General features: G+C 59.9%; 20 protein-coding genes. 7 read left to right on the top strand and 13 right to left on the bottom strand.

Annotation, left to right across the window (positions count from 1 at the left end):
• Window positions 1-7 precede the first annotated feature (7 nt).
• Both GS611_RS14510 and GS611_RS14505 read right to left on the bottom strand, forming a co-directional pair.
• Window positions 8-475 (bottom strand): hypothetical protein, encoded by a 468-nt coding sequence (locus GS611_RS14510; protein WP_152457211.1) that lies wholly within the window; start codon window positions 473-475, stop codon window positions 8-10.
• Window positions 476-551: 76 nt separating this feature from the next.
• The gene (locus tag GS611_RS14505; RefSeq protein WP_171636810.1) at window positions 552-1007 is read right to left on the bottom strand and encodes a methylated-DNA--[protein]-cysteine S-methyltransferase; all 456 of its coding nucleotides are present in this window, start codon (window positions 1005-1007) and stop codon (window positions 552-554) included.
• Between the two features lie 134 nt (window positions 1008-1141).
• Between GS611_RS14505 and GS611_RS14500 the strand changes: the two genes are divergently transcribed.
• Window positions 1142-3100, top strand: coding sequence for a hypothetical protein (locus GS611_RS14500; RefSeq protein ID WP_171636809.1), 1959 nt, complete (start codon window positions 1142-1144; stop codon window positions 3098-3100).
• Window positions 3101-3140: 40 nt separating this feature from the next.
• Here GS611_RS14500 and ileS read toward each other — a convergent pair whose 3' ends face one another.
• The 6 genes from ileS to GS611_RS14470 form a co-directional block, all read right to left on the bottom strand.
• On the bottom strand, window positions 3141-6053 hold the full coding sequence (gene ileS, locus GS611_RS14495) for an isoleucine--tRNA ligase (protein WP_171636808.1): 2913 nt from the start codon (window positions 6051-6053) through the stop codon (window positions 3141-3143).
• 164 nt (window positions 6054-6217) lie between these two features.
• Window positions 6218-8926, bottom strand: coding sequence for a DUF2339 domain-containing protein (locus GS611_RS14490; RefSeq protein WP_171636807.1), 2709 nt, complete (start codon window positions 8924-8926; stop codon window positions 6218-6220).
• A 178-nt stretch (window positions 8927-9104) separates the two neighbouring features.
• The gene (locus GS611_RS14485; protein ID WP_171636806.1) at window positions 9105-9815 is read right to left on the bottom strand and encodes a VIT1/CCC1 transporter family protein; all 711 of its coding nucleotides are present in this window, start codon (window positions 9813-9815) and stop codon (window positions 9105-9107) included.
• A 60-nt stretch (window positions 9816-9875) separates the two neighbouring features.
• Complete coding sequence (locus GS611_RS14480; protein ID WP_171636805.1) at window positions 9876-10865, bottom strand: YcjF family protein; 990 nt, start codon at window positions 10863-10865, stop codon at window positions 9876-9878.
• On the bottom strand, window positions 10858-11313 hold the full coding sequence (locus GS611_RS14475) for a GNAT family N-acetyltransferase (protein ID WP_171636804.1): 456 nt from the start codon (window positions 11311-11313) through the stop codon (window positions 10858-10860). The genes GS611_RS14480 and GS611_RS14475 overlap by 8 nt, the downstream gene beginning before the upstream one ends.
• Complete coding sequence (locus tag GS611_RS14470; protein WP_171636803.1) at window positions 11310-12725, bottom strand: YcjX family protein; 1416 nt, start codon at window positions 12723-12725, stop codon at window positions 11310-11312. The genes GS611_RS14475 and GS611_RS14470 overlap by 4 nt, the downstream gene beginning before the upstream one ends.
• A gap of 107 nt (window positions 12726-12832) precedes the next feature.
• On the opposite strand from GS611_RS14470, the gene truA reads away from it, so the two are divergent.
• Window positions 12833-13600 (top strand): tRNA pseudouridine(38-40) synthase TruA, encoded by a 768-nt coding sequence (truA, locus tag GS611_RS14465; RefSeq protein WP_171636801.1) that lies wholly within the window; start codon window positions 12833-12835, stop codon window positions 13598-13600.
• Window position 13601: 1 nt separating this feature from the next.
• Here the strand turns inward: truA and GS611_RS14460 are convergent, their stop codons facing one another.
• From GS611_RS14460 to GS611_RS14445, 4 genes are all read right to left on the bottom strand, one after another.
• Window positions 13602-14537, bottom strand: a complete 936-nt coding sequence (locus GS611_RS14460) for a nickel/cobalt transporter (RefSeq protein WP_171636799.1) — start codon at window positions 14535-14537, stop codon at window positions 13602-13604.
• Entirely contained in the window at window positions 14522-15169 is a 648-nt protein-coding gene (locus GS611_RS14455) for a DUF1007 family protein (protein WP_171636797.1), read from the bottom strand. Before GS611_RS14455 ends, GS611_RS14460 begins: the two co-directional genes overlap by 16 nt.
• 72 nt (window positions 15170-15241) lie before the next feature.
• Window positions 15242-16048 (bottom strand): thioesterase family protein, encoded by an 807-nt coding sequence (locus GS611_RS14450; RefSeq protein WP_171636795.1) that lies wholly within the window; start codon window positions 16046-16048, stop codon window positions 15242-15244.
• Between the two features lie 7 nt (window positions 16049-16055).
• Complete coding sequence (locus GS611_RS14445; protein ID WP_171636793.1) at window positions 16056-16283, bottom strand: hypothetical protein; 228 nt, start codon at window positions 16281-16283, stop codon at window positions 16056-16058.
• 130 nt (window positions 16284-16413) lie between these two features.
• Between GS611_RS14445 and GS611_RS14440 the strand changes: the two genes are divergently transcribed.
• Complete coding sequence (locus GS611_RS14440) at window positions 16414-17349, top strand: glyoxylate/hydroxypyruvate reductase A (RefSeq protein WP_171636791.1); 936 nt, start codon at window positions 16414-16416, stop codon at window positions 17347-17349.
• Window positions 17350-17364: 15 nt separating this feature from the next.
• Here the strand turns inward: GS611_RS14440 and GS611_RS14435 are convergent, their stop codons facing one another.
• Window positions 17365-17721, bottom strand: a complete 357-nt coding sequence (locus GS611_RS14435) for a hypothetical protein (RefSeq protein WP_171636789.1) — start codon at window positions 17719-17721, stop codon at window positions 17365-17367.
• Between the two features lie 325 nt (window positions 17722-18046).
• Between GS611_RS14435 and GS611_RS14430 the strand changes: the two genes are divergently transcribed.
• The 4 genes from GS611_RS14430 to GS611_RS14415 all read left to right on the top strand — a co-directional run bounded on the left by GS611_RS14430 (window position 18047) and on the right by GS611_RS14415 (window position 25454).
• Complete coding sequence (locus tag GS611_RS14430; protein ID WP_170344942.1) at window positions 18047-18370, top strand: hypothetical protein; 324 nt, start codon at window positions 18047-18049, stop codon at window positions 18368-18370.
• A 54-nt stretch (window positions 18371-18424) separates the two neighbouring features.
• On the top strand, window positions 18425-19411 hold the full coding sequence (locus GS611_RS14425) for a type I glyceraldehyde-3-phosphate dehydrogenase (RefSeq protein ID WP_171636788.1): 987 nt from the start codon (window positions 18425-18427) through the stop codon (window positions 19409-19411).
• Between the two features lie 152 nt (window positions 19412-19563).
• The gene (locus tag GS611_RS14420) at window positions 19564-21369 is read left to right on the top strand and encodes an autotransporter assembly complex family protein (protein ID WP_171636786.1); all 1806 of its coding nucleotides are present in this window, start codon (window positions 19564-19566) and stop codon (window positions 21367-21369) included.
• Window positions 21366-25454, top strand: a complete 4089-nt coding sequence (locus tag GS611_RS14415; protein WP_253285063.1) for a translocation/assembly module TamB domain-containing protein — start codon at window positions 21366-21368, stop codon at window positions 25452-25454. The genes GS611_RS14420 and GS611_RS14415 overlap by 4 nt, the downstream gene beginning before the upstream one ends.
• Window positions 25455-25572 lie beyond the last annotated feature (118 nt).

Below are 25572 nucleotides of genomic sequence, written 5' to 3'. Positions count from 1 at the left end.
TCCCGTTTTACAGAACGTCCTGCACCTCGAACTCGGTGCCGTTATGGGTAAAGACGTCGCCCTTTTGCAGACCTGCCATCGCCAGATATATCGGGCTTTGGGTTGAAATGCCCATATAGGTCTTGCCATCCACTTCAAACCGCGTTGTCGAGACACACACGACAAATCTGCGGTTGTTGAACTTGATCACAGCTCCTGGCCTGACCGTGTCGGCAAGGCTGAAATCGGTATTTTCGATGACATCAATCTTGGCATGATGCGCATGAACCGGGGCATCGAAGGCAGCCGCCAGATCGGCGTTTTCCCGCGATGCGGCAATGTCATCCTTGTCGTGACCTTCCCTGTCATCCAACTGGGCATCTTTCAAAAACGCATCGTAATGCGCCTGCGCCGTTGCAAGCTCTTGCGCTTCAAGCGACATCAACCGGTCGATAATGGCCTTCTTGCGGGCTGCACGGTCTTGTTCAGTGGTCATGCAATGCGGTCCTTCAAATTCAGCAATGGTTACAAGTTGTGTCTGCAAAAAGCGGATTGCAACCGAATTTCGACGCTCAGATCAAAAGACCTGCCGCCCGCTCATGCCGCAACAGGGCAACTTTCGTCTCAACACCACCGTCGCCCGAAAAACCGCCCAGGCCATTAGCAGCCAGTACCCGGTGACAGGGAATGATCACGGGAATGGGGTTTGCTCCGCAGGCCTGGCCAACCGGCTGGGCGGGTTGCCCCAGTTCTTTGGCGATATCGCCATAGGTGCGCGTTTCTCCAAGCGGGATGGCATACATCAGGTCACAGACCCGCTTTTGAAACTCTGAACCGTCAATGTGATACGGCAGATCGAAACGGTCAAGCCGCCCTTGATCATAGGCCCTCAACTGGGCGGCGGCTTCGCGCAGCAGCGCAGTCGGCTCACCCTCGTCCCTGCCGTTCCAGACAAGCCGTGCAAGGGCCCCGTCCGTTTCTTCAACACCAAGTCGTCCGAACTGAGTTTCAACGGAAATCATCGCCATGGACCGACGGTTTCAGATCAAAGCGCCAAGCACAAGCGCGGGAATGTGCAAGACCACGCAAAACGTCATTTTTGGGCATTGGCGCCATTCGTGATACGCTCCTGCCGTTACTTAAAGAGATTTTGGAGAACGCAATGGGTCGACATTTGATCCTCACAGTACATGGAATCGGTGAACAAAAACCCGGCGAAACCGTCGATCAGGTCGTTGGCGCAGCAACAACTTGGCTGGATGGAAACCCCAGACCACCGATCGAAGTCGAACGCGGCATGATCGAACTGGCCGAATCCACCTTCGACGGAAATCCACGAAATGCAGAGCTGTTCGAAGTCAATCTGCGCACGGTGACTGACCCGGCTGTTCCTCAGGACAAGGCCCTGTTTGCCGAAGTTTATTGGGCTGATCGCTCTCCGGCCCCGAAAGGAGCGATCAAAACCGTGCTGGACCTGATTTGGGTCGTTCTGGCGTTGGGATATCTGGCGATGGACAATGTCGAGCAAACCCACATCCGAAAAGGCGTTGCTTCGGACCAACCCAATGGCAGGAATACACTGGCGGCACAGCTGGTACATCTTTTCACATGGGTCTTCTTCGGTGCGGTTGCGACGCTGAACGTATTTTTGTTGATCGGTGCCGCAGCGGTCTTGACCGACCGGATACCTGTCTCGGTTTTCCAGAACCCTACCCTGTTGTTCTGGCTTCTGTTCGTGCTATACGCCGGCGGAGCCATTGTCGGGCTGGGGCAAAGCCGATCCGCACCGACCTATCTCAGGCGGGTCTTCTGGCGAGGAATGCTCGCAATGGGAACAGCACTGACCCTGTGCCTGGTCATTGGGCCGCTGGGCCTGAAATTGTGGGCATGCGCCCCTTCCGAAACCGGAAATTGCCCGCCGGCCCTGGAGCAATTCGTGGCGTTTCAGGTTTTTCTGCTCTCCATCTTCTGGGCCACTCTTATCTTCCTGACAATCATTCTTTACGCGTTGTCCGCCTGGACGTTGCGGATCAATGACACACTTTCAGAGCACAGGCGGCTGTACCCCAGCATCTGTGCAGGCATGCTGGTTTTCTGGATGTTCTTCATTTCCGGCCTCTGGTTGACCATAGAGCAATTACTGGAAACTGTTTCGGGCCTGTCCGGCGGTCAGCTGCAACGTCTTTTTGAAAGCAATTTGAACGAGTCCATCGAAACTCTCAGCGTGGCCTTTGTGGCCATCGTTCTGTTGGGGTTCGTTGGCGTCGGGCTTTTTGCAGGTCGCAAAACGTACAAGGCCAACCTTCACACCCGCAGCGGTCTGATTAGCCGGGCGATTGTAAACCGGCTGGCGCAGTGGGTCTTTCTGTTTGGTACAATCGTGCTGGTTCTGGTCACGATCCGAGAGATCGCAGCCAACCAGAGTTTTGAGGCCGCATGCAACGTGGGCATAGGTGAAACCAACCCGATCTCTTGGGCTTTGGACAGGTTGGCCTGTTCGCAGGGCGAGATCGGCCTGATCGTTCTTGGCGCAACTGCGTTGATGTACCGGTTTTCTGATTTTGTTTCCGCCGGGCTGGGCGTTGCACGGGATATCGTTACCTACGCCATTCGCGACAAATGCTATCTGGAAAAAGATCTGGAAACGCGGCAACGCAACTATCCGGATCGTAAGGCGATAGACGAGCGTTTCTATCGCACGTTGTACTATGTTCTCGATATCTTTCCAGCGGATCATATCACGGTGATATCCCATTCGCAGGGCACCGTGATCGCCACACAGATGCTTGCTGACCCACGTGTCCAAAGACGCATCGGCGGGCGGGCTCTGACACTCATCACGATGGGCTCTCCGGTCACCCATATCTATCAGCGCTATTTTCCCGAGATGTTCACCATCACCGCCAGTCAGTTGAACGCCGCGTGGTTCAACATCTTCCGGCAGGACGATTTTGTCGGAACCGAGATCGAGGGTGGGCTCATTTTTGCAAATCGAAACATCCCGGTCGATCCCGGCGGGCACACCGGTTACTTTACGGACTATCAGGTTTGGAAAGCCCTGTCAGATCCTGCCATTGGCTTTGATCTGTTCAATCCAACACGGCAATCTGTGCAGACATAGCCCAAAATGCCCCCCGACTGAATTCGGGGGGCGCGTTGATTTATCCCAGCGCCTCATTGCAGCGCCCGCAGACGCCCGCGTGGGTGTGGCGGCCCACATCAGGCAGGATTTTCCAGCAACGCTGACATTTCTCGCCTTCTGCTTTTTCGAACACGACGGCAACGCCTTCGATTTCCGGCACACGGAACGCCTCGGCCGGGGCGGGATCGCCGGTCACGGTCAGGCCCGAGGTGATGCACATGTCGTCCACGTCGAACGTGGCCAGCAGATCGCGGGTATCACCATCCTCGACATGCACGATCGGTGCCGCCTCGAGGCTGGAGCCGATCACCTTGTCCTGACGCTGAACCTCGAGCGCGGCAGTCACGGCCCGGCGCACACGACGCACCTTGGCCATATTGGCCTCAAGCTCGGCATCGCGCCAATCGGCGGGTGTGTCCGGGAAGTCCACCAGATGGACCGAACTGTCGTCGCCCGGGAACCGCTCCAGCCAGACCTCTTCCATGGTGAAGACCAGAACCGGGGCCAGCCAGGTGGTCAGGCGGTGGAACAGAATATCCAGAACAGTGCGCGCGGCGCGGCGGCGTGTGCTGTCCCCGTCGCAGTACAGAACATCCTTGCGAACGTCGAAATAGAAGGACGACAGATCAACCGTCGCAAAGTTGAACACGGCGCTGAAAACACCCTGGAAATCAAACGCGGCATAACCCTTGCGCACCTGCTCATCCAATTCCGCCAGACGGCTGAGAACCCAGCGTTCCAGACGCGGCATATCCTCGGGCGCGACGCGGTCGGCCTCGGTGAAGTCGGCCAATGAGCCCAGCATGAACCGCATGGTGTTGCGCAGACGGCGATAGCTGTCGGCAGTGCCCTTCAGAATCTCCGGCCCGATCCGCTGGTCGGCGGTATAGTCGGTCTGAGCCACCCATAGGCGCAGAATATCGGCGCCGTATTGCTTGACGACCTCTTCCGGCACGATGGTGTTGCCCAGCGACTTGGACATCTTGTTGCCCTTGGCGTCCAGCGTGAAACCGTGGGTCACTACGTTGCGATAGGGCGCGCGGCCCTTTGTGCCGCAGGCTTGCAGCATGGACGAATGGAACCAGCCGCGGTGCTGGTCGGTGCCTTCCATGTAGACATCGGCAATGCCATCCTCGGTCCCGTCCTCGCGGTCGCGCAGAACGAAGGCGTGGGTGGAACCCGAGTCGAACCACACATCCAGCACATCAAAGACCTGTTCGTAATCGTCCGGGTTGGCGATTCCGTCGAGGATCTTTTCCTTGAAGCCGTCGGTGTACCAGACGTCGGCGCCGTCCTTCTCGAACGCTGCCTTGATGCGGGCGTTGAGTTCGGCGTTGCGCAACAGGTAATCCGCGTCGGTGGGCAGAGCGCCCTTCTTGGTGAAGCAGGTCAGCGGCACACCCCATGCACGCTGGCGCGACAGAACCCAGTCCGGGCGCGCCTCGATCATCGAATACAGGCGGTTACGACCCGTCTGCGGGGTCCATTTCACCAGCTCGTCGATGGAGCGCAGAGCACGTTCGCGGATGGTGTCGCCCATCTCGCCCATACCGTCATCCAGCTTGCGGTCGACGGATGCGAACCACTGCGGCGTGTTGCGGTAGATGATTGGAGCTTTCGAGCGCCACGAATGCGGATAGCTGTGCTTGATCTTGCCGCGCGCCAGCAGCCCGCCGACTTCGGCCAGCTTGTCGATGACGGCCTTGTTTGCGTCACCCTCGCCGCCCTTGCGGGACAGGATGTATTTGCCGCCAAAGAACGGCAGATCAGCGCGGAACGAGCCATCGTCCATCACGTTATAGGTGATGACCTGCTCCAGCATGCCCAGATCACGGTACAGCTCGAATTCCTCCATCCCGTGGGACGGCGCGCAGTGGACGAATCCAGTACCTTCGGTATCGGTCACGAAGTCAGCGGCGCGGAAATCGCGGATGTCGTCCCATTCGCCATTGCCGCCATCGGCGCCGGCCAGCGGGTGAAGCAGCTGAACGCTCTCCAATTCGTCGGCAGTCACGTCACGCACACGGGTCCACTGATCGTCGTTCAGACGGGCACGGCCCAATACATCGGCGGCCAGGTTGTCGGCCAACAGGAACTTGTCGCCTACCTTGGCCCAGCATTCTTCCGGCGCGCCGGTGACTTCGTAGAGTCCATAGGAGATGTCTTTACCGTATACGACGGCCTTGTTCGACGGCATGGTCCACGGCGTGGTCGTCCAGATCACCACACAGGCGTCATCCAGATCACCCGCGTTGACGATCTTGAACTTCACCCAGATGGTGAAGCTTTCCTTGTCGTGATACTCGACCTCGGCCTCGGCCAGGGCCGTCTTTTCGATGGGCGACCACATGACTGGCTTTGAACCCTGATAGAGCGTGCCGTTCATCAGGAACTTCATAAATTCGTCCGCAATCACCGCCTCGGCGTGATAATCCATGGTGATGTAGGGATCGGGCCAGTTGCCAGTGATGCCCAGACGCTTGAACTCTTCGCGCTGCACGTCGATCCAGCCTTCGGCGAACTTGCGGCATTCCTGACGGAAATCGACGATGTTCACCTCGTCCTTGTTCTTGCCCTTCTTGCGGTACTGTTCCTCGATCTTCCATTCGATCGGCAGGCCGTGGCAGTCCCAGCCGGGGACGTATCGCGCATCAAAGCCCATCATCTGATGGGATCGCACGATCATGTCCTTGATGGTCTTGTTCAGGGCGTGGCCGATATGCAGGTGACCATTCGCGTAAGGGGGGCCATCGTGCAGGGTAAAGGGCGTGCGGCCCTTTTTCTCGCGCAGGCGGTCATAGACACCGATGGTCTCCCACCGTTCCAGCCATGCGGGTTCGCGCTTGGGCAGGCCGGCGCGCATGGGGAAATCGGTTTTGGGCAGGTTCAGCGTGTCTTTGTAATCAGGTGTCTGGATCGTGTCGGCGCACATTTGGGGCGTCCTTTGGATGATCTGGTCGTCTATTGGATCGAAGCGGTCGGTGCGAAGTCTCAAACACCTTTGCCCGGCGTCTCAGGAGGTCAGAGCGCCGGGGATATAATTCGAATAATGATGGCCATCCGGTCATACATGGCGCGCTTATATGACGCCGGCACCTAATGGTCCAGAGGTTCTGCCCGCTGCGGCGAATGGCGCAGTTTCGCCCACCGGTTCAGCCACGCAAGACCGGCCAGCGCAAGGCCCAGCGCCAACAGCGAAAACACCCGGATCAGGCCGCCCAGACCGGCGATGTCGATCAGGAAGACCTTGGCCACCGCCAGCCCGATCACCGCCAGCCCGGCCTTGCGCATCAGGTCGGATCGGCGGGCAAGAGATTGATAGAACAAAGCGGCCCCGATCAGCAGCAGCACCAAAGTGTAGGTATACAGTTCCGGCTGGGTGACGCCGTTGCCTTCATACATACCCGCCGCGCCCTGCCAGACGTGACGGATGGTCAAACCCAACCAAACTGCCGCCAACGTCCCTGCAACGGCAAAGCTTGCTTGCATGATCGGTTTCGGCATTTCCCGGATCCTCCAGACCGATCCGCCGATGGCCAATGCGGGCAACAGATAAGCAACGGCCAGCGTATTCAAAACCGGCGGCCCAAGCACCGGATCCGCATTCGGATCAAACAAGGGGTTCTGGTCCGCCAATGCCTGCAACAGATAGAAAAGGCCATGCCCCGCAAAGAACAGAGCAAGCAGGTATCGCAGATAGTTCAGTTTGCCACCCAGCCCGAACCTCTGCACCTGCGCGAACGCAAGCAAAAGCCAGATGACGGCCAGCAGACCCAGGCCCCAATGGCTGTTGTCAGCGCCGCCCTCGCCGAAGCCTTCAAGCCAACGCAGCAGCAGCAATGAAAGCAGGATACCCGCTGTCGCCCAGGCCGCGCTTTCCAGCAGCAGCGCCGCCAGTGGGCGCTTCAACGGACGCAAAAGCCTCCAGCCCACGACAAATCCCAATGTGGCCGCGCCATAGACCATCGACATCTCAAGCACCGGAGCGGAATTGGCCCAATCCAGCCCGGGATCAAGCACCAAACGCACCGTGACGGAAAAGACACCGGCCCAGATGAACCAGCTCATCGGCGGCAGGATGAACCTGCGGTCCAACGCGGCCGCAACCACAACGCTGGCGACCAATGCAACCGTCAGCGCCGCCGAGCTGAGCACGATGACGCAGGCAAAGACCAGACACGACAGCATGGACAGGGTGGCCAGTGCCGCCCGCATCCGGTCATCGCCGTCAACGCGGGCAAAGCGTTCAGCCAGAACCACCATCAACACAGCCAGCGCAATCGCGTGGAGCGCCCAAGGATAAGCCCCGATCACCGAAGCCGGATGCCAGCCTATTTCCAGCGCGATGGCCAGAACGGGTGCAAAAAGCGCGGCTCCTCCGGCCCAAACGGCGCGATACTGGCTTGCCTTGAATGACCGCCACGCCATCAGGGCCGACATCAAACCTCCCAAAGCGACGAGAACAGTCACCACCATCGGATAGTCGGCCTCGGGCGTTTCCGCGTAAGTGGCCGCGAACCTGCCCAGAACCGCGCCATCCTCAAGCCCGTGAGAGGCGACAAAGACCACCAAACCGGCCGCAGGCAGGACAGTCAGGTCCCGAAGGGCCGGTGCATCCTTGGCCCAGAGGAGCAGCGCCAGAACAAGGGCAGACAACAGGCTGACGCCCAGCCAGAATTCGGACTCTGTATCCGCCCAATGCCAGGACAGGATCACCGTACTTGCCGCGACGACCCCGGCGGCCAGACGAGTTGGGAATTCTGGCCAGGGGCGGGCCTTTGGGCGGCGGATCATCTCAGTTAGCATAGGGCCCGCGTGATTTGGCCAAATGCGCCGCACCGGAATGGCCGTTGCCAAAAGCGCCAGCACCGTTGCCGCGATCAGGTATCCCGATTCCGTACTCGGCGCGCCCATCACCAGAAGCAGGTTCGCCGCATAGGCCCCGAACAGTGTCAGGACCGAGATCCACGCCCAGCGCCGTACCGTGTCGATACCCAGCCCCAAGACGGCGACCAGCAGGAAATATGCGTAAAGCCACGACGGATCATCGGACGTGCCCCCGACTAGGAAAGGCGCCGCGAAGGCACCGATCAAACCGACCGCAGCCAGCAGCGGACCATGGAACCACCCCAGAACGAGCCCCACCAGCGCGACAACGACCATCCCTGCCAGTGCCGTTTCGGCACCGATCAGGTTGTACAGCTGGCGCGCGGACAGGATGGCCCCGAACAAAGTGACAAGCCCGGCACCGGAAAAGACCGAGGGCAGATAGGCGGTTGCCACCGCTTCGTTATCACCGAACTTGCGGCGCAGGACTTCTCCTCCGATGATCAGAACCGTGCCGAAACCCAGGGCTGCGACGACACGGGCCGCCGGCGGCAGCAAACCGTTTTCGACGCCGTATTGCACAAGGAAAATACCGGCCAGCGCCAGAGACAGGGCCGAAACCACATAAAACCAGTTCTCGCGCAGCCACGCTCCCAATGCCGCAAACCTGTCATGGCGAAACACGACAGCCGGAGAAGAAACCTCTGCATCCTGAGCGTCGGCACTGTTGTCTTCCTGCCGCCTTGGAGCCGACCAGGGTGCCGGCCTGCGCGGCTTTTCTTCAGCAGCAGGATGCGGTGCAGGCGTTTCCTGTTCCGGTTGCGGCAGGACCGTCGCATCGCCTGAGGCCAAGGCGTCGATTTGCGCTTCCAGCTGCTCTACCCGGCGACGCAAACGGGAATGCCCGACCAAAAGAGCGATCAATGTCACAGGGATGGCCAGAACAATCAGGCCAACAAGAACAAGCAGCGATTCCAACCGAGTCTCCGATCCTTTTGGAGGTCAGGCTATCTTGAGCCGTCCGAAAGTGACAGTCAGGAAAGCTGTGAACCGATCTAAAGCACCGAAATCGCCGGGCGCGCGATCGTCGGCCTGAAAAGGTCCGGGGTCTGCGGTAAGGCCCACTGCAACAACCGTCATCCCAGCGCCGCAAATTTCATGGGTGGAACAGGGACCCGACGAGATACGCGATCAGCGCGGCCAGCCCGCCGATCAAAAGCGTCTCGATCCCCGACCGCCACCAGGGGGCCAGTGACCACCGGCTTTTGAGCGCGCCAATCGCAAAGAAGACAGCCATGGTCATCCAGGCCGAGATCGCAAACGCGTTCGGCACGGACACCAGAAACGGCAGCAATGGGATCATCCCCGCCACCAGAAACGCAAAGAAGGTGGCCAATGCGGCTTTCATCGGATGCGGGTCGACACTGCCCAGACCATATTCACCTTCGATCATCAGGTTGATCCAGTTTTCGGTGCTCGAGGTGATCTCTGCCGTGGCCTCGATCAGAATGTCGCCAGACAGCCCTTTTTGCGCAAGGATCTCTCGCACTTCTTCGCGCTCACCATCCGGGTACAACGCAATGTGGCGTTCCTCGACCGCGCGGATGCGGCGAATGTTGTCCAGCTCGGCCTTGGTGCCTGAATAATTGCCTGCAGCCATCGAAAACCCGTCAGCCAGAACATTCGCCAGGCCAAGCGCCACGATAACGAAAGGGGAAAGACCTGCCCCTGCAACGCCTGCCACAATGGCAAATGTGGTGACGGACCCGTCGATGCCGCCATAGACGACATCGCGCAACACTCCGCGTCCGGGCGGTGCGTTGATCCGTTCGGCGATTTCCTGCGGGCTGTGACCGTGATCCGTCATGGCTGGCTCCTTTGACACATTCAGTGTGCCGAAGCGCAGGCCGGGGCGCCTTGCTTTGGATCAACCCTTGGAAAACAGGCCCTGCAAGGCGCGTTTGATGATGCCCCGCGTCGAAGGTTTGTGCCTGTCCGAGAAGGGCAACGGGCGGCACACCTCCATCGCGACCACACCCACACGAGCGCTGAGTGCCCCGTTGACCAGACCCTCGCCGAACCGGCGTGACAGTTTGCTCAGAACGGAACCGCCCAGGACAGGCTCCAGCAGATCATCGCCGACTGCAACCGCCCCTGTCGCCACCAGATGCACAAATACACTGCGGGTCAGACGCCAGCCGCCCAGCGTACCCGCGCGCCCGCCATAGATTTCGGCAACCCGGCGGATCATCCGCAATGACGCGGCCAGCGCGGTTATCACATCCGCAAGCGCCAGCGGCACCAATGCGGTCACGGTTGCAACTTGCCGGGCCGCGGCCTCGACCTCGCGGCTGGCGGCTTGGTCCAGAGGCGCCAACAGCTCAACTTCGGCAAGTTCCAGCAGAGCTGACGCATCGAACTGATCCGCCATCCGCTCGGCCAATCGTTCGCGGCCCCAGCGTGTGTCTTCCCGGCCCTTGTAGAATGCGATGATACGATTGGTGACTGCGCGGGCCTGAGCCAGATCTTCCTCTGCCAACGCGGTATCTGCGGCCCGACGCAGGCCATCCACACGGGACAATCGCCCCAATGCGGCCAGTTCACGGATTGCGATCATAAGCGCCACAAGAACCAGCGCGGCGATCAACCCGGTTACGATCCACCCCAAAACAGGCGTTCGCGCCACCAGCGAAGTTGCAAAATCCCACGCGGCCACCGATACGGCCGCCCCGACCACTGCCAGGGCCAGCCCCCAGAACCAGCGCGCCAGAGCCGATGGCTTGCGCGCCGCCAGCCGTGCCGCGCCTTGCATCGCCTGCCCTTGTGGTTGCGCGATGTCCGGCACCGGCGGGGCCTTGGCGACATCGGCAGGGGGCTCATCCGCTTCAAGATCGATCAAAACCGGGCCTTTAGCCATTGATCACATCCTCGCTGCGCCAGACAAACCGTATGTCCGGCAGGTTTTCGTCGTTGTCCGCCCCATCGCTGCGGGCCACCTCGGCAAAGCCGTTACGTTCATAAAACCGGCAGGCTCGGGCATTGTTCTGAAACGCGTACAAGCTCAGCTCTGAGCGGGCCGATTTGGCGTGATCCAGCAATTGCCGACCAATCCCGCGGCCCCGAACCGAAGCATCCAGATAAAGCGAATGGATTTCACGACCGTCGAGCGCCAAAAAACCAACAACGCCGGCCTCGGTTTCGGCCACGGTCACCCATTCCAGATCAATCATTCGACCACAGAAAGCAATTGTCTCGACGCAGCTGTGCAATTCAGGCATCCAGTCGTTTTCCAAGGCGAAACCGTGCAGGATCGACCCGATGGTGCCCGCATCCGTCGGGCGCGCGCGGCGCAGAATTGTCGTCACAACCGATCTCCGATCAAGAACTGTGCCGCCCTGTCCAGCCGGATATGCGGCGGGCCATCACCAGGTTTTAGCGACAGCTTTGCCGGGGCAAAGGCCATGAAGCCGTAATCTTCGCCCAACCACGCATCAGCCCCGTTTCGGGCCGGACCCAACAGATGCGCTGGATCCTCGGGCAATTCTCCCGGGTAGAAGGCGGCCTGTTTGCCGTTCTCCAACAGGGTACCCCGAACGCATGGCAAGTCTGTCCCGTCGTGGTGGCGCAGTTCTTCGGTCGTAGCACGCAGCGAAGCCAGGGACAGGGCCTCGGTCCGGGCCCCTGCGAAACTCGCCCGATCGCGCGCCTCGCGCGTCAATGCTTCGATGATCGCGGTCAGGCGGGGATGCTGGGTGTGGTGCAAATGGTCGGCTTTTGTCGCCGCAAACAAAATGCGTTCGACCCGCTTGCCCAACAGCAATTGGCTGAGCCATGCATTTCGGCCGGGGCGAAAGGCCGACAGGATATCGGCCATGGCGCGGCGCATATCCTCGACCGCCTGTGGACCTTTGTGAATAGCGCCCAGCGCATCGACGAGAACCACCTGCCGGTCGATGCGCGAGAAATGATCGCGAAAAAACGGTTTCACGACCTGGGCTTTATAGGCTTCGTATCGCCGTTCCATCTCGCGTTGAAGCGTTCTGCGCCGCGACGGGCCAGACACCACCAACGGCGCAAAGGTCAGAACCGGAGATCCGGCCAGATCCCCCGGCAGCAGGAACCGCCCGGGGGTACAGTCGTAATACCCCGCTTCACGCGCCTGATTGAGATAGGTTGTGAACGACGATGCCAGCGCCTGCGCGGTCGGCTCGTCATGTGCGCCGGACGGGTCTGCGGCATTGACCTGCCCCAGATACTCGACCGCCTCCGAGCGGGCCTCGATACGTTCCAGTGTTTCCCGAGACCAGTCTGCATAAGACTTGTCCAGCAGGGCCAGATCCAGAAGCCATTCGCCGGGGTAATCGACGATATCCAGATGGACGGTGCGCGGCCCCTGCAAGCCAGCAAGCAAGCCGGCTGGGCGGGCTTTGAAGGACAGGCGCAGCTCTGACACCGCGCGTGTGCTGTCCGGCCAGTGCGGTGACGGACCCGTCAGGGCGGACAGGTGCGCTTCATAATCGAACCGGGGCACGGTGTCATCCGGTTGGGGTTGCAGATAGGCGGCATTGATCCGACCTTCCTGCTGCGCAACCAACCCGGTCATGCGCCCCCGATCCAGCAGGTTCGCCACCAACGAGGTGATGAAAACCGTCTTGCCCGATCGCGCCAACCCGGTGACACCCAGGCGGATGACAGGCTCAAAAAACGTCTCGGATACGCTGTCGCCGATGGTTTCGACGCCGCGCACAAGACTGTCTGCCAGAGATGAGATGACCAATCTGTCGCCCCGCAATTATCGTTTCACCCAAGATAGGTAGAGGGTACCGCACATACCAGCGCTTTCGCCCCCTTGCCCGTTCCCGCGCCGCGCTGTACCAGCGGCACATGCCCAGATACGCGTTGAAAGTCGAATACCAGGGGGAACCGTTTGCCGGATGGCAGCGGCAGAAGGATCAGCCGTCCGTGCAGGGCGCAATCGAACAGGCCCTGTCCCGTATCCAGCCGGGTGCGCATACGATTGCTGCCGCAGGGCGTACCGACGCCGGGGTTCATGCGTTGGGTCAGGTCGCCCATTGCGACATGGCCAAGGAGTGGGACCCGTTCCGCCTGTCCGAGGCGCTAAACTATCACCTCAAACCGCAGCCGGTGGCGATCGTGGACGCCGCACGCGTGACCGACGATTGGCACGCGCGGTTTTCGGCGGTCGAACGGCAATACCTGTTCCGCATCCTGATGCGACGCGCGCCTGCAACCCATGACAAAGGGCAGGTTTGGCAGATCAATCATCCGCTGGATGTCGAGGCCATGCAGGAAGCGGCGAACATGCTGCTGGGTTGCCATGATTTCACGACCTTCAGGTCGTCGATTTGCCAGGCGGCCAGCCCGGTCAAAACTCTGGATGAGTTGCGGGTTGAACAGGTTCAGGGATTTTCCGGCCCCGAGGTCCATTTCCACGTAAGGGCTCGGTCATTCCTGCACAATCAGGTGCGCAGTTTCGTCGGAACGCTGGAACGTGTGGGCGCCGGAGCGTGGACCCCTGAAGAGGTGCGCGAGGCGCTGGAAGCTGCCGACCGTGCGGCCTGCGGGCCAGTATGCCCGCCGCAGGGGTTGTATCTGGCGCGGGTCGGATATCCGGAACCGGTGTTCGACTGACCTAAATCGCACGCAGCAGCAAACCACTTGCGATCACGGCAATGATCAGCCCGGCCACCAGTTCGATGGTTGGGGCCAGCACCGATGCGAACCGTGTAGCTGAGGCTGAGGCCAGCAGACCTCCGCGAAGGCCAACGGACGTCCATCCCACCAATGTCGTCACCAGCGCCGTGCCCAATGCCATGGCAAAAGCCCCGGCGATACCGACCATCGCGATGCCCATCTGCCACGTCAGGATCAGTACGAACAAAGCCCCTGTGCACGGTCGCGCCGCGATGCCCGCAATCAGGATCAGGGCCTCGCGCAGTGAACCCACATTTGCAACTTCCTGCGCGGTCGGGCCATGGCGGTGGCCGCAATCTGAACAGACTTCTCCATCGTGGTGAGGGTGATGGGTGTGATCGTTTTCATGATGATGGTGCTCATGGAGCGATGTGGTATTCCGTCTCTTTGCGAAACTGCGCAAGGACCGGACCACCAGCCAAAGACCGATAAGGGCGATCGCTCCGTAGCTGATCGGAGCCATGACCTGTTCCGTCGTTCCAACAAGGCTTTCGCGGGACATCTGGAACACCAGCACCCCGGCATAGACCAAGACGACGGCCGTCACCGCCTGCCCCAGGCTGGACAATACACTGATCGCCGACAACCGCCAGAAGGCGACACGCCGACCCAAACCGTAACCCCCGATCAGGACCTTTCCGTGGCCGGGGCCGATGGCATGAAAGAACCCGTAGGCGAAACAGACCGTCAACAGCGTTGCCACCGCCTCGGGTTGCTCGGCACGCGCGGCACGCAAGGACCGGGCGATCTGGTTCTGGAATTCTCGTTGCTCCCCCGCAGCCCAGGCCGCAAGGCTGTCAAAGCCTCCGCTGCCCCAAAACCAGAGCAGCAGTGCAATCGCCAGGCCGACAGGCAGGATCAGGTAGCGGGACATGATACGCGGATCTCGGTGGCAAAACGTTCACCGACCAGAGGGATGTCATTTTCCTCGAGGTCATAGTCGGCGTCCAGGGTCAGCAGAAAGGCCTGCATCTGGGCCAGTTCGCCGTCGATATCCGGGTCAAACCGGTCAATCTGGCACGCGGCGGGGCCCGTCACGGTCACGGGTCGCGTCACCTCGTAGGCGGTATAAAACGTCTCATCAAACGCTTTCGCAGACAGCGCCGTGGCCGCGACGGAACCGGCCTCCACCGCCCTGAGATGCGTGGTGACAACGCGCCCGTCTTCAACTGTCGCCTGCGCCTCCATCGGGCCCGACAGCGCGACGGGGGTTCCGTCTGTGGTAACGACAAGATCGCCGTTATATCCTTCCACCCACTGCGTATCGAACCCGGTCAGGAACCGTTCTTCGCTTTCCGTCAGAACGCCGTCAGCATCCTGATCCAGCTTCATGTCTTCCAGAACCAACAACGAGTAGAATTCGTCATACGCCCAGGTCACGCGAACATGGGTCAGTTGACCAGCGTCATCCACGATGAACTCCAGCCCGGTATCAATGAAGACATGGGGGTGGGCGTTGGCCTGCATCGGCAAACAAAGGATCATAGTGGTTATAAGATAACGCATAGGCGCAAGATAGGTCTCCGTCCGCGTGGCGGCAACGACATTTTCACTCCCGATGCGAAATCCGGCCCACCATCAGGTCGGCGGGAACAGAACCAGTGTTTGCAGCGCTGTGCCCACCGGACCTTGCGTATCAAAGAGGACGGACTGAGACATGCCGATGCCGGAAGGCTGCCAATGCGAAATCGATTTTGAGGCCAGCCAATCCGAAACCGGTTCACGGTGGATATGCACGGTCAGGTCCGTATTCATGAACCCCATTTCAGTGGTCGGCGCATTCCATGAGATACCGTTTCCACAATCGGCCAACGGGCACAGGGCCTGTATGGGCGATTGATCCTCGCCCTGCAAAAGCTGCGGAGTACGCATCCAAATCGTTTTGGGCCCGGCCCCCTGTTTTCCCCCTGCGGGATAGCGAATATCGCTGTAATGGGCAAAGCCTGGCAGATCGTGGCGAATTTCACCTATCGGAAAAGGGCCATCGACAACGTCCTCCATTTTCGGCGCATCCATCTCGACATTCGGCACCTGCCCCAGATCGCGCCGCAACAGGTGCATGGTTGTTGCCGTGGCGCACAACGTATCGTCCAGATCGTGCACCGTGACCCGCGTGGTCCCAAGCGTCTTTGTGTGGCGCGTGGTCTCTGCCGCAACGCGAAGCCCGGCCAGCGGGAGCGGCCTCAGCAAATCGACAGTCAGTCGGGTCAGCATCTTCTCGGGGCCGATTTCGGTTTCCGCGGCCCGTACGATCAAGCCGCTGACCGGCCCCGCGTGGCAATGTGCGGCAGACCAAGGCCCGCGCGCGGCATCGTTACCAACAAACGCCCCGTCCTCGCGCTGATGAAAATAAGTCGTGTTGGTAAAGTCGAGCGCTTCCGCCATGTGATCCTCAGGTTTGTTCTTGCGCAAATCGTTTCCGTTTGTCTGAACCCAGGCGTTCAAACACTTTCCCCATTCCGACTTTGGCGGCGAAAATGTAGGACACGCCGGCCTTGCGATCAGTTTCGCCATTACCGCCAGGGACACATGCGTCATCCATCCGAGTGACCTCGACCCCGGTCATATCAGCAACGTCTTGCAGATGATCATGAATTTGCACGGCCAGGCTGATTGTCATGTTTTCGGAAATGTCCCTCTGAAGCACCGGGTCCGGGCTATACTTTCGCCGCAAGGATGGCTTAACTGCCCGGGCCCTGTCCACCGCAGTGACGGGACGTCACCACATCTAACATATGCAGGAGCCGCACATGGCGTTGTTGATCGAAACCGGGCTGTCCAACTGGATAAGTGATGACGAAATTGCCCGCAGTTTACAGGCCGTGTTACCGGATGCGGATATCCGCACCGCCGAAACGCTGGGCAATCCTGATGACATAACCATGCTGGCCGTGGTTGACATGCAACGTGACCACCCGACGCGATTGCCGAACCTGAAACTGGTTCAAAAGCTGGGCGCAGGGGTCGAGACCATTGTCAGCCATCCCGGTCTGCCCGGTCACGTTCGCATCACCCGCCTGAAGCCTGACGCACCGGCACAGGGCATTGCCGAGTGGTTTCTGGCCTATATCCTGCGCGCTCAGCGACACATGGCGTTTCACGAAGCGGCTCAAACCCGCGCCGAGTGGTCCCCGCGAGCACCGGTTTTTACCCCGGACACCGTGGTCGGTGTTCTGGGTCTTGGCCACATCGGCGCCCGCACCGCGCGGATGCTGCACGCCGTGGGCTTTCAAGTCATGGGCTGGAGCCGTACGCCCAAAGCCATTGAAGGCGTAACTTGCATGCATGGGCAGGACGCGTTGCCCGCGCTTCTTGGCCAATGTGACCACGTTTGCGCCATCCTGCCCTCGACCCCTCAGACCGCTGGCCTGTTTGATGCCCGGATGCTGGCGGCGATGAAACCCGGCAGTCAGCTGCTGAACGCCGGGCGCGGAAATCTGATTGATGAGGGCGCCCTTATCGCGGCACTGGACGCAGGGGTTCCGGGCCATGCCGTTTTGGACGTCACCTCGCAGGAACCTTTGCCACAAGACAGCCCGCTATGGCGCCACCCCGGTGTGACGATCACACCACATGTTTCAGGCTGGCATCTGGGCGACGCCTTGTCGGATGTGGCTGAAAACTTCCGGCGCCTCAGCTCCGGCGCGGCCTTGCTGCATGAAGTCAATCGTGATCAGGGTTACTGAAATCTGAGCTGATGATCAGGGCGTAAGGATCCAATTGCCGTTGCCGTCGTTGCACCGGCGGGTTCGGATTTCCCTGCTCTGATCACCGCCGTCCGGCTGAATCACATGCTGAAGACCAACGCAGTTTCCCTGTACCGATCGTACCCGGATTGTCCCTTTGGAACCCGTGTCGTCATTCTTCCATGACAGTTCCTGGCCCACGGAAGGCGTACCGCTGGTCAAAAGCGCGTTCGAGGCTGCGTTGACCACTTCGAAATCTGCCGGAGACAACCCCATCTCGGCTATGATTCGGGACAGCGGCTTGGCCTCGACCACGGTGTTCATCAATAGAATGCCGCATGCGGCGATGGCGGTAAAACTTGGGGCATTCATGGCGGCCTCGCAGAGCTGAAATCATTTGTGGTCAAGGTTATACCCCTAACCCGGCAGGGCCAAGCCCCCGACACGTACCTTCGAAGCATACCAAAAAATCTGTCTGCGTGCCCCCTGTTCGCAAGCCCGCAACACAGGCGATCCGGGGTGGGTCAGGCATTGGCGGCACAGGTGCTGCAACCGGCATTTGCCATTGCCCACAGCTCGTCGGTAACACCTGCCCGACGGGGTGGCGTCGCAAATTTCTGACCTTGGGGCTTCACAGGCGGGCCGGAATTTGCTGAAATCCAAGTAAATTCTGATTTTGAGCACTGGAGATTGTTCCATGAAACTACGCCCTGCCCTGCTGGCCGTCGCAGCACTCGCTTCATCCGCGGCCCTTTTTGCATCCCCCATCTCGGCCAAGGAAGAAACCAAATCCGTGTTCGTCATGAGCCGCACCTGGGCGGTGACACAGGTTTCCGATGCGCCGGTTGTCTATCGCGCCACGCGTGACAACAACAACCTCAACCCATTCGGTCCGCCACCGCGCCTGCGCACCGTTCAGGCCATTGCCGCGATTCAGCAGGCAACCGGGTGCAAGCCGATCGTGGCCAGCATGTACCAGAACATCTCGGGCCAGTTTTTCTCGCAGGTCAGCTGCAACTGACACAGCGTCAGATCAGGCATTGAGGTCGCCGGACCGGCCTGCCATAGCTTGCGCATGAAACTCGCAATAAACGGATTCGGCCGTATTGGCCGTACGATCCTGCGGCAGGTTCTGGCCCTGCCGGCAGGGTCAGATATCGAGCTGGTGCTGATCAATGACATCGCGCCGCTGGACACCTGTGCATACCTGTTCAAATACGACAGCACGTTTGGCCCCTATTCCGGCGATGTGTCCACAGGGAACGCCGCGCTGATCGTGGATGGGCACTCGATTCCCATGACCCACAGCGATGATCTGTCCCGCGTTGATCTGTCAGGCGTTGACGTCATGCTGGATTGTACGGGTATCGCCCGCAGTTCGGACGTTGCGCGTCGCGGTTTGTCTGCGGGCGCAGGCAAAGTACTGATCTCAGGCCCCTCCCCTGCTGCTGATGTCACCATCGTTCTGGGTGCGAACGAAGACCAGTTGGGCAGCGCCCGGATTGTGTCAAACGCATCCTGCACCACCAATGGGCTGGTGCCACTGGTCAAGGTCATCGACGATATCGGCGGTATCGTGTCGGGGCACATGACCACCATCCACTGCTATACCAACAGTCAACCGATGGTGGATGCGCCGCGCGGCGACCTTGCCCGTTCCCGGGCGGGGGCGCTGTCGATGGTTCCGACCACATCGAGCGCGATGCACCTGATCGATGTCGTCCTTCCGCATCTGGCCGGGCGTATCTCGGGCGCGGCTGTCCGCGTTCCGACGGCAAGTGTGTCAGCCGTGGACCTCGTGGTCACATTGCAGCGCGGCATGAGCGCCGAAACCTTCGATCAAGCCCTGAAACAATCCGTTGCTGCATCCCCGGTGCTTGGCTGGACTGATTTGCCGCTGGTCTCGTCCGACTTGCGGTCCCGCCCTGAATCGCTGGTTGTTGCCGGGCCCGAGACCCGTATGGTGGGTGAAAATCAGGTCAGGGTCTTTGGCTGGTACGACAACGAATGGGGCTTCTCGGCGCGAATGCTGGACGTGGCCCGCCTGATGGCAGCCGAATAGCCGGGCGGCAACCTCAACACAATTTGGCCGAAAAAATTCTCGTCTCATGTATAATTCCTTTCCCCATCCGCTTTCAGATGCTCTAACCTGAATTCAAAGGGCCGTGCACGACACGGACAAGAGAACTGGAATTGGGACAGTTGGGGCAATTCATGCAAAGGAGCAAGCGGCAATGCCGCCTGGGGCGCTGGCTGATGGCCACAGTTGTGACTTTGGCCCCAACCACGCTGGCGGCGCTGGAAACGTCTCTCACCGCCCCTGGTGCATCGAAAGAACTGGTTGAACGTCTCAAGCAGACATCCTCAGTAACCACGGCTGAAGAACGCGGCCTCGACACCCCGCTTGAAATCCTCTCGGCGGCCTTGTCGGATTACCGTACGATCGTGCAAATCCTTTACGACGAGGGCTATTTCAGCCCGGTCGTCAGCATCAAGCTTGATGGACAGGAAGCGGCCGAGCTGAGCTCTCTCACGGTGCCTGCACAAATAAACCGTGCTGCGATTGCCGTTGAAACCGGGCCAAGCTTCAAATTCGGCACCGCCACTGTTCAGCCCCTGGCCCCTGAAACCAAACTCCCCGAGGATTTTGCCCCCGGGAAACTGGCGACGACCGGTGCCATTCAACAGGCCTCCTCGGCCGGTGTTCAGGGATGGAGGGACGCGGGTCACGCAAAAGCCGGAATTGCGGGTCAGACAATCATCGCGCGCCACGCCCAAGCTCGTCTGGATGCCCAGATCGACCTTGATCCCGGGCGCAGGCTGACATTTGGCAAGATGTTCATCAAGGGCAATTCAGATGTACGCCACAGATCCATCGAAAAGATCGCCGGGTTCCCAAGTGGAGAGGTCTATTCCCCTGAGAAAATCCAGAAGGTGGGAACACGGTTGCGCCGGACCGGCACGTTCAACGTGGTCTCGTTGCAGGAACGAGAGACTCCAAACCCCGATGGCACACTGGATTTCGACGCCACGTTCGAAGACCTGCCCAAACGTCGGTTGACCTTTGGTGTCGAACTGGCCTCTCGCGATGGTGTGGATGTGACGGCGACGTGGACCCATCGCAATATGTTCAGGCGCGCAGAACGTCTGCGCTTCGAAGCGGCGGTTCGAAATATTGGCGGTGCAGAGGATATTGATGGCCGGATCGGGCTGCGTCTGGATCAACCTGACCGGCTTGGACCTGATGACAACACCTTCTGGAGCGCCCTGCTGGAACGCCGCAACACGGAAAACTACAATGTGACGGTGGCTTCGCTGGCCTATGGTGCGCGCCGGACGTTCTCGGACAATCTTTACGCCGAGGCATCGGCCGGGTTCCAGTGGTCGGACGCGGATGACGCATATGGCAGCGGGCGCAAGTTCAGGTATTTCATCGTGCCGTTCCGATCCGAATGGGATGAGCGTGACAGCAAAGTCAGTGCAACGCGCGGTTTCTATCTGGATTCCCAGATCATGCCCTTTGTCGGGTTTTCCGGCAGCGACACGGGAATTCGTCTGTTTTTCGACGGTCGTGCCTATACCAGCCTTGGCACCGGAGGACGGGTTGTACTGGCGGGGCGGGCGCAACTGGGATCGGTAATCGGCCCACCCGCAAATGGCGTCACGCCCGACTTTCTGTTCTTCTCGGGCGGTGCGGGAACCGTTCGCGGGCAGCCGTATGAAAGCCTCGGCATTCCGGTCGGAAGCGGCGTCGCGGGCGGCAAGTCATTTATTGGCTTGTCCGGCGAGATCCGAGGCAAGGTGACCGACAGCCTGTCGCTTGTCGGGTTTTACGACTACGGTGTCGTCGATACATCTTCGTTTGTCGGCAGCGGCGCGGAAGACCACTCGGGCGCCGGTATCGGCGTAAGATACGATCTGGGCGGGTTTGGCCCCTTGCGTCTTGATCTGGCCTATCCTGTCAGCGGTCCCACCGGGGACGGGCTACAGTTCTATATCGGGATCGGACAGGCATTTTGAGACGGCACCTTTCATATCCTCTGCTGATCGCCGCGCTGGCAATCGTGCCTGTGGCCGGACATCCGCAGGAGGACGAAGGCGGCAGCATGATTGAGCGGTTCCTGCAGGATACCCTGTCGGGCGACGATCAGAACGTCACCGTCAAGGGCCTGCAAGGTGCACTGAGTTCACGTGCCACGATTGCCGAGATCACGGTTGCCGATGACGAAGGGGTCTGGCTGACTATAAAGGACGCCGAACTTGACTGGAACCGGCTGGCTTTGATCCGTGGGCGGTTCTCGGTCAATGCCTTGACTGCACAAGAAATCGACGTTGCCCGTGCGCCGGGCACCACCACCAAAGACACGCCGCCGCCAACCGCAGAAACAAAAGGCTTCCAACTGCCTGAACTGCCCGTAGCCATCGAAATCGGTGAAATTCGCATCGACGAGCTGGCTTTGGGCCAGCCCCTGATCGGAGTGGCCGCAGAACTGGCGGTTAGTGGCAACCTGTCACTGGCCGACGGAACGCTGGACACCAACCTTGATATCACGCGGCTGGACCGGGCGGGCGATGAGATCAAGTTGGCCGCGGGCTTTCAGAATTCAAACAGCCAGATCAATATTGACGTTCAGGTGACAGAGGCAGCGGGCGGCCTGATCTCGACCGCTCTTGAAATGCCGGATACCCCGCCTATCGCGCTGACAGCGAAAGGGTCCGGGCCCGTGACCGATTTTACGGCCGATATCGGTCTCAGCAGCGATGGTCAGCCTCGGGTGACAGGGCAGGTTCGGTTACGCTCGGCCCCGACTGCCGCGGCCAGCGCGGAAGAGGGCATTGCGTTTACTGCCGATCTCGGCGGTGATTTGACACCTTTTGTCGCCGATGAAATGGATACGTTTTTCGGTGCCAAAACACAGCTCTATGTGGATGGGCGAACCCAACCTGAAGGTGCGCTGGAAATTGACGAACTTGAGATCTCGTCACAAGCACTGAACCTGAAAGGCCAGTTACAGTTGGCGGCAGGTGGGCGATTGCAACTCGCGGCCCTGCAAGGACGCATAACGCCACCGGAGGGTGAAAGGGTAACTCTTCCAGCCTCGGGCGGTGACACGTCCGTTGGAGCGGCACAGATTTCGGCGCTGTACGACGAAAAAAACGGCAATCATTGGGACCTGAGCCTGACTGCGAACGCCGTGCAGGCCGAGCAAGTTAATTTGGAGCGCGCGCAAATTACTGCTCACGGGACCTTGGAACAGGGCGCAGCGCTAAAAATCAATGGCAATCTGCAGGCCGCGTTGGACGGAATTGATCTGGCGGACGAGGCCCTGAATGCAGCAATAGGCGACCTCATCACTCTGGATGGCACCTTTGACTATGGCAGTGACCAATCCCTGAACCTGACCGGTCTCGAACTGGTTGGTTCAGATTACGAATTGGGTGTCGACGCATTGGTCAGCGGCCTGTCCACCGGTTTGGCCATCGACGGCACCGCCACTTTGGAAGCCACGGATTTGTCCCGGTTTTCGGAACTGGCCCAACTGGAGCTGGGAGGCCAGGTCTCGGCCCGTCTAAACGGTAAAGGCTCACCACTGGAAGGCAGTTTCGACGGCAAACTGGAGGTCGAAGGAACCGACCTCTCGACCGGGCGTGATGACATCGATCCGGTGATCAAGGGCAACACAGCAATAACGCTCGACGCCAAGCGTGGCGCAGATGGCATAACCATCCAAGATTTCACCCTGATCGGTGATACCTTGCGCGCCCAGGCCGACGGCACCGTAACGACCCCTGATGGCAACGTGACGATCGATGGTCAGGCGACGGTCAATTCCCGGGACCTGTCCGTGTTTTCGGGCCTTGCCAAACGCGAGCTTGGGGGAGCAGTGCAAGCGAAACTGAACGGAAAAGGAACTGTTCAGACGCTGGAGTTTGACGGCACGGCCAGCGTATCGGGCCGGGATATCAAAACCGGTCTGGCCGAGATCGACCCGCTGTTGGTCGGTCGCAACGAGATCACGTTCGACGGTGCGCTGAGCCAGGAACAGATTGTGATCCGCGACGCATCGGTGAACGGTTCAGCCCTGACCGTCAAGGCCTCTGCCACCATAGACGACCCAAGGAAAGCCCTTGCCATTGACGGGCAGGTCAATCTGAACATCCCGGACCTGTCACCGTTTTCAAGCCTTGCAAAACGCGATCTGGCAGGGGCGATCCGTGCGGATATTGTCGGCAAGGGCGCAGTCGGCAGCAAAGCGTTCGACGTAAAAGGCAATCTGGCGGCGGACGACATCAAAACCGGGATCGACGCCGTTGACGACCTGATCCAGGGGCGAACGAACCTGACCGTGGACGCGATGAACGACGATGAAGGCCTGGATATCCGTACGTTCCAACTGATTGGAACGGCCCTTTCGGCGAATGCATCGGGCAAGCTGAACCGAGACGCCGGCGGTTTGGACTTTTCCGCCAAACTGGATGACCTTGCCCGTCTGTCGCAAACCTTGTCCGGCCCGCTGAACCTGAGCGGGAACGTCGCTCCGACCGGCTCTGGGTTGGAAGGCACTGCCCGCCTGGACGGGCCTGACAGCTCTTACGCCAGCCTTCAAGGAACAGTCGGCCAGAATGGCTCGGCTGATGTGGATTTTGACGCCAAACTGAACCGGATCGAGCGGTTCGTTCCCGAATTTCCCGGCACTGTGGCAGCAAAGGGAACGGCCAAACGCGATAACGGTGTCTGGACGATTGACGCCAAGGCGCAAGGGCCTGCCGACATAGACACCACGTTGGCTGGCACCTTTGATGAAACCAGCGGTCAGGCGGATCTGAAGGCACAGGGCGGCATCAACCTTGGGATCGCGAATGTCTTCATCACACCCAACAAGATCGACGGGTCGGCGCGCTTCGATCTGGCACTCAAGGGTGCTCCGGCGCTGGCGTCGCTGAGCGGTTCAGTCACCACTTCGGGCACATCCCTTGCCATTCCGGGTGCTGGTCAGACCATTACCGGGATCAGTGGTCAGGTGGATCTGGCGCAAAGTCGCGCAAACATTACACTGAATGGCGGAGTTCGGGCGGGAGGCAACTTTACCGTCAACGGGCCTGTTGACCTGACCCCTCCGTTCAACGCCCAGATTACCACCACCCTGAACAACCTGGTGCTGACAGACCGGTTGCTGTATGAAACCACCCTGAACGGTCAGATTGCCATGACCGGGGCGTTGGCCGGAAACAGTTCGCTTGCCGGTCAGATCACGTTTGACGAAACCAACATCAACCTTGCCGCCGCGTCCGGCGCGGTAGGCGCGGCACCTATCCCGGACATCCAGCACATCAACGAAAGTCGCGCCGGTTTCATCACGCGAGAGCGGGCCGGATTGGTCGTGACCGAAGGATCGGAGAAAAGCGCATCCCGTATTGCGCTGGATATCAGCCTGCTTGCACCCAAGGCGGTTTTCGTCAGAGGACGCGGGGTGAACGCAGAACTGGGGGGTCGAATTTTCATCGGCGGCACTACCGCCTCTGTTGTTCCGTCCGGTCAGATCGAACTGATCCGAGGGAATTTCGACATTCTGGGCCGCAGATTGGCACTGACCAAGGGGATCGTCACGTTGCAGGGCGACCTGACCCCGTATATCGAGTTCGAGTCTTCAGCCAGCACGTCTGACGGCACCGCGACGATCGAAATTGCCGGCCCGCTGGATTCACCTGAGGTCAATGTGTTTTCCGACCCTGAACGTCCGGCTGAAGAAGCGCTGGCAATGTTGCTGTTCGGGAACCGGTTTTCAGAAATCTCGCCTTTCCTGATCGCGCAAATGGCAGCATCACTGGCGCAGCTTAGCGGTGCGGGTGGTGATGCAACCAAAGGTCTCCGCGACTCCACCGGAGTCGACACGGTCGACATAGGAGCTTCGGAAAGCGGCGCGGGCCGTTTGGGCGCGGGCGCGTACCTGGGTGAAAACCTCTATACGGATTTCACCGTGAACACCGAAGGTGACACCGAAGTGAACCTAAACCTCGATGTCACGGACAATTTCACGGTGCGCGGTACGGTCGATGGCCGAGGGGAAACCGGCCTGGGTCTGTTCTTCGAGCGTGACTATTGACCAGCTGCCAATAAAAGCCGCGTTGAGCCATCCGTTTGTTTCGCACCAGCAGGTGACGGGTGTTCACATTGCCTTATGGACGCCTGGTTCCGATTTCGTTGGTGGTCGCGATGCCATC

This window comes from Ruegeria sp. HKCCD6119 (assembly GCF_013110585.1).
In the GTDB taxonomy this organism is placed as follows: domain Bacteria; phylum Pseudomonadota; class Alphaproteobacteria; order Rhodobacterales; family Rhodobacteraceae; genus Ruegeria.
The sequence above is the reverse complement of the archived record's forward strand: the minus strand, read 5'-3'. Positions and strand labels throughout refer to the sequence as shown.

What these genes read in the sequence shown, in the direction of transcription:
- GS611_RS14500 (WP_171636809.1), top strand. Translation starts at nt 1,142, where the DNA reads ATGGGTCGACATTTGATCCTCACAGTACATGGAATCGGTGAACAAAAA.
- GS611_RS14450 (WP_171636795.1), bottom strand. Translation starts at nt 16,048, where the DNA reads ATGGCGGAAGCGCTCGACTTTACCAACACGACTTATTTTCATCAGCGC.
- GS611_RS14420 (WP_171636786.1), top strand. Translation starts at nt 19,564, where the DNA reads ATGCAAAGGAGCAAGCGGCAATGCCGCCTGGGGCGCTGGCTGATGGCC.
- GS611_RS14480 (WP_171636805.1), bottom strand. Translation starts at nt 10,865, where the DNA reads ATGGCTAAAGGCCCGGTTTTGATCGATCTTGAAGCGGATGAGCCCCCT.
- GS611_RS14430 (WP_170344942.1), top strand. Translation starts at nt 18,047, where the DNA reads ATGAAACTACGCCCTGCCCTGCTGGCCGTCGCAGCACTCGCTTCATCC.
- GS611_RS14440 (WP_171636791.1), top strand. Translation starts at nt 16,414, where the DNA reads ATGGCGTTGTTGATCGAAACCGGGCTGTCCAACTGGATAAGTGATGAC.
- GS611_RS14435 (WP_171636789.1), bottom strand. Translation starts at nt 17,721, where the DNA reads ATGAATGCCCCAAGTTTTACCGCCATCGCCGCATGCGGCATTCTATTG.
- GS611_RS14445 (WP_171636793.1), bottom strand. Translation starts at nt 16,283, where the DNA reads ATGACAATCAGCCTGGCCGTGCAAATTCATGATCATCTGCAAGACGTT.
- GS611_RS14505 (WP_171636810.1), bottom strand. Translation starts at nt 1,007, where the DNA reads ATGGCGATGATTTCCGTTGAAACTCAGTTCGGACGACTTGGTGTTGAA.
- ileS (WP_171636808.1), bottom strand. Translation starts at nt 6,053, where the DNA reads ATGTGCGCCGACACGATCCAGACACCTGATTACAAAGACACGCTGAAC.
- GS611_RS14510 (WP_152457211.1), bottom strand. Translation starts at nt 475, where the DNA reads ATGACCACTGAACAAGACCGTGCAGCCCGCAAGAAGGCCATTATCGAC.
- GS611_RS14455 (WP_171636797.1), bottom strand. Translation starts at nt 15,169, where the DNA reads ATGCGTTATCTTATAACCACTATGATCCTTTGTTTGCCGATGCAGGCC.
- GS611_RS14425 (WP_171636788.1), top strand. Translation starts at nt 18,425, where the DNA reads ATGAAACTCGCAATAAACGGATTCGGCCGTATTGGCCGTACGATCCTG.
- truA (WP_171636801.1), top strand. Translation starts at nt 12,833, where the DNA reads ATGCCCAGATACGCGTTGAAAGTCGAATACCAGGGGGAACCGTTTGCC.
- GS611_RS14460 (WP_171636799.1), bottom strand. Translation starts at nt 14,537, where the DNA reads ATGTCCCGCTACCTGATCCTGCCTGTCGGCCTGGCGATTGCACTGCTG.
- GS611_RS14485 (WP_171636806.1), bottom strand. Translation starts at nt 9,815, where the DNA reads ATGACGGATCACGGTCACAGCCCGCAGGAAATCGCCGAACGGATCAAC.